This window comes from Achromobacter sp. 18P8.1.1, assembly GCF_057799415.1.
In genome coordinates, this window is record NZ_JBYOKH010000026.1 from 81606 (window position 1) to 89827 (window position 8222).

Annotated in this window: 9 protein-coding genes; all 9 read left to right on the forward strand. The window is 61.0% G+C overall.

What is annotated here, in order from left to right; genetic code table 11:
* The first annotated feature begins 19 nt into the window (after positions 1-19).
* Entirely contained in the window at positions 20-2260 is a 2241-nt protein-coding gene (locus AC27VE_RS17660; protein ID WP_488704563.1) for a tape measure protein, read from the forward strand.
* A gap of 8 nt (positions 2261-2268) precedes the next feature.
* Positions 2269-2841, forward strand: a complete 573-nt coding sequence (locus tag AC27VE_RS17665) for a phage baseplate protein (RefSeq protein ID WP_488704564.1) — start codon at positions 2269-2271, stop codon at positions 2839-2841.
* A 27-nt stretch (positions 2842-2868) separates the two neighbouring features.
* Positions 2869-3201 carry a phage baseplate plug family protein gene (locus AC27VE_RS17670; protein WP_454677521.1) on the forward strand — a complete coding sequence of 111 codons (333 nt, stop codon included), beginning with the start codon at positions 2869-2871 and terminating at the stop codon, positions 3199-3201.
* Positions 3188-4105, forward strand: a complete 918-nt coding sequence (locus AC27VE_RS17675) for a phage protein (protein ID WP_454677520.1) — start codon at positions 3188-3190, stop codon at positions 4103-4105. The genes AC27VE_RS17670 and AC27VE_RS17675 overlap by 14 nt, the downstream gene beginning before the upstream one ends.
* Positions 4102-4797, forward strand: a complete 696-nt coding sequence (locus AC27VE_RS17680) for a Gp138 family membrane-puncturing spike protein (RefSeq protein ID WP_488704565.1) — start codon at positions 4102-4104, stop codon at positions 4795-4797. The genes AC27VE_RS17675 and AC27VE_RS17680 overlap by 4 nt, the downstream gene beginning before the upstream one ends.
* Positions 4797-5165, forward strand: coding sequence for a contractile injection system sheath initiator (locus tag AC27VE_RS17685; RefSeq protein WP_488704566.1), 369 nt, complete (start codon positions 4797-4799; stop codon positions 5163-5165). The genes AC27VE_RS17680 and AC27VE_RS17685 overlap by 1 nt, the downstream gene beginning before the upstream one ends.
* A gap of 30 nt (positions 5166-5195) precedes the next feature.
* The gene (locus AC27VE_RS17690) at positions 5196-6647 is read left to right on the forward strand and encodes a hypothetical protein (protein ID WP_488704567.1); all 1452 of its coding nucleotides are present in this window, start codon (positions 5196-5198) and stop codon (positions 6645-6647) included.
* Positions 6647-7309, forward strand: a complete 663-nt coding sequence (locus AC27VE_RS17695) for a baseplate wedge 1 family protein (protein ID WP_454677516.1) — start codon at positions 6647-6649, stop codon at positions 7307-7309. Before AC27VE_RS17690 ends, AC27VE_RS17695 begins: the two co-directional genes overlap by 1 nt.
* A gap of 2 nt (positions 7310-7311) precedes the next feature.
* Positions 7312-8222 (forward strand): hypothetical protein (locus tag AC27VE_RS17700; RefSeq protein WP_488704568.1); only part of this gene is annotated, 911 nt, incomplete at its 3' end.

Genomic DNA, 8222 nt, shown 5'->3' on the forward strand with positions numbered 1-8222 from the left:
AAGGGAAGTAGTGGCTGTCTTGAGCTACCAGGTGGACGAAACCGGAATCAGGCGATACCGGCAAGGGTTCAAGGACGCCATGGCAAAGATGGCGGCCGACTCGGCGGGCGCCATTCAGGCGATGCGTGATGTCGCAAGCAGCATGACCGGGGCCCAGGCAGGTCTGAATGACCTGATCCAGCTGCAGAAGAAGGCGGCTGGAGCAACAGGCATTCTGGCAAAGGGCGTTGCCAATTTGCGTGGCGCCCTGGGTTCGTTGGTGGGGTTTGGTTCGGTTCGGCAGCTCTTGGGCGACATTGATGCCTGGGTGCAGGTGGAAGACGCCATGCGCCGGGCAACGAATTCAACCCAGGAGTACACCGAGGCCGACCGCGAGTTGGCCAAGATGTCGCGAACGACGCGTACAGCCTATGCCGACAATGCCGATACGTTCATGCGCATGCAGCGCAGCATGGCGGGCCGGGGAAAGTCCACGCAGGACACCTTGGATGTCACGCAGCTTGTGGCGCTGGGCGCGGCTTTGTCTGGCAGCAAAGGCGGTGATCGAGGCGCGATCATGGAGTCGATGCTCAAGGCCGTTGAGCAGGGCGGGTTTGGCGCGGAGCAGTTGGCTGCGTTGCCCAAGCGTCTGCAAGACGCCATGGCCAAGGGAATGGGCACCACGCTGCAAGGTCTGACAGCCCAGGCCCAAGGCGGCATGATCAGCAACGACCGCGCACTGCCGGCTTTGCAGTCACAGTTGCCTGCGCTGCAAGCAGAGGCAGGCGTCAAGCCGGCAAGTCTTGCCGGTTCGGTGACGGTGTTGAACGACGCCTGGCAACGGTTCTTTGGAACGATGATTGGCGGCCGTTCCACGTTGCAGATCGTGACGGGGGCCGTTGAACTGCTGGCGGACAACCTGGGCTTTGTGATCAGGATGCTCGCGCTGGCCGGGGCATCGTTTGGCCTGGTGATGTTGAACCAGTGGCTGGCTGCGGCGTCGCGTCAGTCGGGCGGTTTGCTCCGAGCGCTACGTGACGCGACGGGCGCTGCCTTGGGTTTGAATACCGCGATGTCTGCCGGCTCCGGGCCTGCGGGCGCGGCGCAGACGTTCTCGGGTTTGAGCCGTTCGCTCGGGCCGATGCTGCGCATGGCTGCGGTTCTGACCACGATCTATCTGATCGGCGAAGACATATCCAACTGGCTGAACGGTAGCGAATCCGTGCTGGGCAGCATGGTCGGAGGCGTGGAGAACTGGCAGGACGAAATTGCGGCTGTTTCCACGGTGCTGACTTTTGTGAAGGACTTGCTGGGCGGTGCAGGCCTGGCAGTGGGCGAGTGGGCGAAGCAGCTCGCCATGGTCTCGGCGGTCGTCTATGGTTTGTGGCGCATTCTTTCGCCCATCGGCCCCCTGTTCATGTTCTTGGCCCGGACGGCTGTGCCTATGTTGTGGCGGGCAGTGACCATGAACCCGCTGGCCCGGATTCTTATGCTGTTCGCCATGCTGGCCCTCGGTGTGTGGCAAATCTACGAAAACTGGGATGTGATCAGCGCAGCGATAGTGGCTGTGTGGAATTCCGTCACGGGATATCTGAAAGCGGCGTGGGATTCCGTCACATCGTATCTGTTGGCGGCTTGGGATACGGTCACAGCCTATATCTCGTTGGCGTGGGACACGCTGATGGGATTGGCACAGAGCTATTTTCTGGCCCCCTTGATGGCGTGGTTTTCAGCGCTGTGGGCGTTCTGGAGCGGTCTGGTCAACGCCGTGGTCGCTGCGTTCACAGGCGACTGGGATGCTGCGATCGCTCACCTGGTCGGCGCGTTTACCGGCTTGTGGACGTTCTTTGCCAACATCGGCAGTGGAATCCTGAACGTGATCCGCGCGATTGGCGACGCCATCCAGACCTGGGTCATGGACAAGTTCAAGTCGGCGGTCAGCTGGTTCAAGAGTTTGCTCCCCGGTCAGATGCTGTCAGATGAGCAGAAGGGCGCTATGACGGATTCCGCCAGGGCGCTGGCCGCACAACCGCAAGTGCAGGCATTTGCGTCGGGAAATGCCGTTCCGGGTGTGCCGCCAGGTTCGGCGCTGCGAGGCGGTTTCGGCAAGATGAACCAAGCGGTCAATGTGCAAAACAGCTTCACAGTCAACGCGACCGGTCTGGATCCTGTGGCTATCGGCTCAGAGGTCAGGAAGGCCGGGGAAGGCTTCAACTTTGACAGCAGGGAAATCATTACTCGGTCGCTATCCGTGCCGAGAAGCGTCGAGGCCTCGAGCTAGGAGAAACCATGAGCTTTGTATCCATGATTTTTGGCTGGAACGGTGGCAGCAGGATCGGCACCGTTCCGCTTGATGCCCTCTTGAACGAGAAAACCTCGCTTAGCAGCCAGGCCACGTCGTATGCCGTCGAGGATGGCTCGCCCGTGTCCGACCACGTCGTGCAGGAATCCGAGAAACTCTCGCTGGATGGTTGGGTGACGGCGGCTGAAGTTGCCCTGTTGGGCTCGGCCAACCGGGGCGTAAATGGCGGCAGCCCAGGCGGCGCAGGCCGCTCCAAACTGATCAGCGCCAAAGCCGCTTTGCGTGAGATTCACGCGAACCGTTTGCCCATCACGATTTCGACTGGCTTGGACCAATACGTGGACTTCGTGATGGAGTCCTGCGAAATCGGACGCAGCAATTCTGGTGGCGAGCGTTTCGAAATCTCCGCCAGCTTCAAGAAGATCCGAAAGGTGGCGCTGCGTCATGTGGATATTCCACCCGAACAGACGTCGGGCAGCGCTACCGGAAAAGCGGGCGCCACCAAAACCAATGCGGGCAAAGTTTCCAAGCCTTTTGAGACGCCCGCCGCAACAGCATGACGTCTGCCAAATTTCCAGGAAGGTCCCATGTTTGAGATTCCAATTCTGGACGCTAACGACAGTCTCACCGAGGTGGAACTGGACGGCGTTACTTATTTCTTGCGGCTGTCCTGGAACAGCGAGGCCGACCAGTGGGTCTTGTCGATCGAGAATGCCTACAACGAGCTGATCGTGGCGGGCATTGCCGTCATGCCTGATACGCCGCTGCTGGGCAGTTACCGGCACCTGGCGTTGCCGGCCGGCGAACTGGTGGCTCGCGCCCCGGACCGTCGTGACGCCATCAGCCGGACAGCGTTGCCCAGCGGCGTGGTGCCGCTGATGTACATCGAGGCGGACGAGGCGGCAGATGGCCAGATTTAATCGGGTCTACCGGCTGTTAGTGGGCAAGGGCGGTACCAAAGGCTATGAGATCGTGCCGCCTATACGGCTGGCGTTCGAGGTCACCAAAGACGTCAACGAAGAGCCGAACGATCACAAGATCCGTCTTTACAACCTGGCGCCCGCAACGCGGAAATCCTTGGAAGAACCGGGGCTGCGCTGTGTGCTGTACGCGGGTTATGCCGAAGAGGGCGGGCCGATTTTGATGGCCTCGGGCAGCATCGTGTTTGCCTATACAAAATTCGACCAACCTGACGTGGTCACTGAACTGATCGTCAAAGATGGCTATACCGAGGTGCGGGACACGGCCGTGTCTATCGGCTTGGGGCAGGGCGCTTTGGCAAGCTCCATCATTCGTGACATTGCCCGTCAGATGGGCTTGTCGCTAATGATGGCCGATGACGTGCCTGACCGCACTTGGGTCAACGGCTTTTCGTTCTATGGCGCGGCGCGGACGGCACTGCACAAGGTTACGCAAGGTACAGGCCTGGAATGGTCGATTCAGAATCAACAGTTGCAAGTGCTGCAACGTGGTGGCACCACGCGACGCCAGGCGGTGGTGTTGGCTGTCGATACGGGCTTGCTGGGTCATCCTGAGCGGGTAAGAGAAGCCGCGCAGGAAAAGGCGAAGCCGAAGGGCAAGCCGGCCAACGATGCCGCCAACCCGGTTAGCGCACATCAGGAACGAGACGGCTGGAGCGTGAAATCATTGCTGCTGCCGATGATCAACCCCGGCGATTTGGTCAAGCTGGAAAGCCGCACTGTTGAAGCCTTTCAGCGCGTCGAGAAAGTGCAACACAAGGGCGACAGTGAAACCGGCGATTGGCTGACCGAATTGAATCTGGTTGACCGGTACGCGCCGGCCAAGAAAAAGGATAAGAAATGAGCAGCGCAATTAACGCGATCCGCTCGATTATTTCGACGGAGCTGGCCGACGTTTACACGACACTGCCGGGCGAAGTCGTGAGCTATGACGGCATGTTCGTGACGGCGCGTCCGGCGCTGGCCAAGCGTCTGGCAAACGGCGAGAATTTGCCTGCTCCCCAGATTGTTCGCGTGCCGGTGTGCTGGCCCGTCGGTGACGTGAATGGCGCGCAGGCCCTGATTTCGGTGCCGCTAAAAGCGGGCGACGCGATCAAGCTGTCGTTCTCGGCCCGCGCGCTGGAAAACTGGCTGACAGGCGACAACGGGCCACCGGACGACCCGCGCCAGTTTGATCTGTCCGACGCCTTTGCCACGCCATTGTTGAGGCCGGGTTCGTTGGCAGCCGATACCGACAACGTCTGCATTCGATATGGCCCCGGCACGCTTAGGTTGTCGCCCGCGGGCGAACTGACCTTTCAGGTCAGGAACTGGACCGTAGAGGCTGAGCAAGCCACCTTCAATACGCCCGTCACGATCAATGGGCCGCTTGTCTACACCCAAGGCATGGCGGGCGCGGGCGGCGCGGGCGGCGCATCCATGCGGATCCGAGGCGGTGTGGCCTATGAAGGCGGATCGATTACGCACAACGGCAAGAACATCGGCGACTCGCACCGCCACCCTTACGCCGGCGGTATTACGGAGGACCCTGTCTGATGGCTTTGGACCTAGCACTTTCCGCCGACCACGATCTGGATCTGGATCTGCTCGGGCGGACATCGTTTTTGGATGGCGCCGACCGGATCGCGCAACAGATCAAGGTGACATTGCTGGCCTTTATGGGCGAGTGGTTTCTGGACACGACCTTTGGTGTCCCGTACTTCGACGACATTCTTGTGAAATCGCCTGACCGGGCCAGCATTGAAGCGATCTTGCGCGCCCGGATTCGAACGGTGCCCGGTGTTGAGCGCGTGCGCCGCCTTGATCTTGAGATAGAACGCCAGCTGCGCGTTCTGCGCGTCACTTTTGACGCGGATACGACTGCGGGACGACTCGATCGAGTCGTCGAACTGCGCAAGACCTAACCCCCCCTCCCCATTTTTTTTGAGGTACCTATGGCCTACGGTGTCACACCGGACGGGTTCGTGCGTCCGCGCCTTCCCGAGATTCGACAGGAAATCGTGGCGGACTTGCGTGCCCGCATGAAGTCGGCCGGCTTTAACGGGGCGGTAGAGACCCGCCCCGACAGCATCACCGGCTTGCTGATTGATACCTTCGCCGAGCGCGAAGCCACTTTGTGGGAGCAGGCCGAAGGCGTCTACTACGCCATGTATCCCGGCTCCGCCACGGGCGTGTCACTGGACCGGTCCGTGTCGTTTACCGGCGTGTCGCGTTACCAGGACGAGCCCTCCCGGGCCTACGTGGTGTTGTATGGCGACGCCGGAACCACTGTGCGGGCCGGCGCGCAAATCCGACATCGCGTCAGCCAGAACCTGTGGGAACTGGCTGCGCCAACGCAGATTCTTGCCGGTGCGGCGGCCGACGTGACGCTTCAACCCCTTGTTGCGACGCACACCGAGTATCGCGTTTCGATTGATGGCCAGGCCTACGCTTATACAAGCGGCGCCACGACCAACCTGCCGCAGATCCTGGCGGGATTGGTCACGGCGTTGTCAGCCAGCGGCCTGGCGGTCTCCAGCGACGGTGCCGCCGTGCGGATTCATACCGATGGCCGTAGCGCGGCCGCGCTGGCCTGGTCTGCAGCGTTGAGCCTGGCCCGCTTGGGTTCACCTGCGCTGGTTCAGACCGCGCAGGCATCGACCGAGGGCGCTGCAGAAGGGGACCTGAACGGGATTGTCACGCAGGTAGACGGCTGGATCGCTGTCGACAACCTGCAGCCCGGCGTAGCGGGCAGGTTGGCCGAGAACGCGGCCGAACTCCGTGCACGCTATCCCACCGGCCTGTTCCGTCTGGGCGCGGCAACACTGCCCAGCATCGCGCCGAACGTGCGCGACCGGGTGGCCGGTGTGCGTACCGTCAAAGTGTTCATGAACAACACCGACGAGCCGGACGCGCTGGGTCGGCCTCCGCACAGTGTCCACGCGGTGGTTGACGGCGGCCTGGACGATGAAGTGGCGGAGGCTCTGTTCCGGGTGGTCGCAGCCGGCATCGATACGCATGGCCAGCAATTGGTGGTGATCAACGATGCGGATGGCGCAGATCAGCGTATCCGCTTCGACCGCCCGGAGCAGGTCTACGTCTGGGTGCGTTGCGTGACCACTTTGCTGCCGCCATCCGAGCAGGCGTTTCCGCCTGACGGTTTCCAGGAGATTGCGGACAACCTGGTCCTAGTGGGCAAGGCCTTTGCTATCGGTGAAGACGTCATCCTGCAACGTCTGTACGGCGCGATTTACAGCAGTACTGGTCTGGCATCGGTGGACCTGACGCTGGCGTTTTCGCCAGACGCGGCTTTTGTGCCCGCGCCGTCGGATTACCGCAGCGCCAACGTGGCGATCCAGGATTTTCAGGTTGCTGCGTTTGATTTGTCGCGCATCGAGGTGACCTGATGGATCTGACTCAAGACCACGCACGAATGGCCTGGGGCCATTGGCTGGGCCAGTTCCAGACCAAGCGGCGGTTGGAGGCGCTGGTCAAGGCGCTGCTCAAGCCCGCCGAAGGGCTGCAAGGAGCGTTGCGAGCGTTGTACGAAGATCGTTGGTTGGACACCGCGGTCGGCAAGCAGCTCGACGGCATCGGTGAAATCGTGGGCCTGCCGCGGGTGGTCGACGAAACGCTGTATGTGCGCTTTTTCGGCTTTCTGGATCAGCCCAACGTAGGCGGCTTTGGCGAGGCCCGCTTCCGGCGTTCCCATGAACGGCCGGTTGCCGGGTCTACCACCTTGCTTGATGCCGAGTACCGCAAGCTTCTGTACTGGAAGATCGCCCTGAACAACGGGCACGGCACCACGCCGGAAATCGCGAGCTCCCTTAAACCAATTTTTGACGTGTCCCGCGTGATCGTGCAAAACGCGGGCAACGCAAAGATCCGCATCTGGGTTAGCCGGATTCCTGGTCCGAATGATCCCCTTATGGCCAACCCATACAAGTGGATCCCGCAAGCCGCTGGCGTCGGCGTGCAACTCATCACCGGTTCGACAGAAAAGCCATTTGGCTTTCGCGAACAAGGTTTCCATGGTTTTGGCGTCGGCGTGCTGGCGCGAGGTATCTAAAAATGGCAGATCCCACTTTCTTCGATCTCTTCAAGTCGACCTGGGCGCAAAACGGCCTGACGGAAGGCATTACTGACCTGCAATACAAGACAGGCTGGTCCTATATCGGATCCGTTCCACCTTCGGTGGAACAGTTCAACAAGGTTCAACAGACCACCGACGAGCGCCTGAGCTGGCTGTACAAGCAGCTTGATGGTCTGGCTGCGGTGACGGGCCGGCCGCTGCAAGAAGGCGGAACCGACGCACTTAGCCACGCGATCCAGAATCTGGATGCAGGGAATGTGAAAACGGGCACGTTGCCGGTGGCGCGGGGCGGGTCTGGTCTGGCGACCGTACCGGCGGGGTCTTTTCTGGCCGGCAATGGTACGGGCGCCTACGCGGCCCGTACGGCGGCCCAGGTATTAACGGACATTGGCGCTGCGCCTTTGTTGTCAGCTGCCTTGACGGGTGCGCCCACTGCACCTACGCCGCCCAGCGCAGACCGGAGCACTCGTCTGGCCACTACGGCCTTTGTGGCGGGAAATTTTCCAAGGATTTTCTCCATTACTGCGTTGCCTACGGAGGACATCGGTCCGATCATCGTGGCGGAATGCAGTGAGATCTGGATCTGGTCGGCATCCAGCTATTTTAACGGCTACCGCTCTCCTTTCTGCGGTCGTCCGGTGGATGGCCATACCACCACTCCGCTGCCCAGCGAGATTGACGCCGTGGGAGGTGTCCTGCCGAAGGCGGCTTATGCGGGCTTGTGGGGCTATGCCCGGGAAAATGGTCTTGTCGTTAGCCAAGCGACATGGACAGCGAATCCTGGCGCACACTACTTTGTGGACGTGGATGCAAATCAATTCCGGGTTCCTGATTTGCGCAACATGTTCCGCCGCTTTACGGGAACTGACGCTGACACTGCAAATGCGAG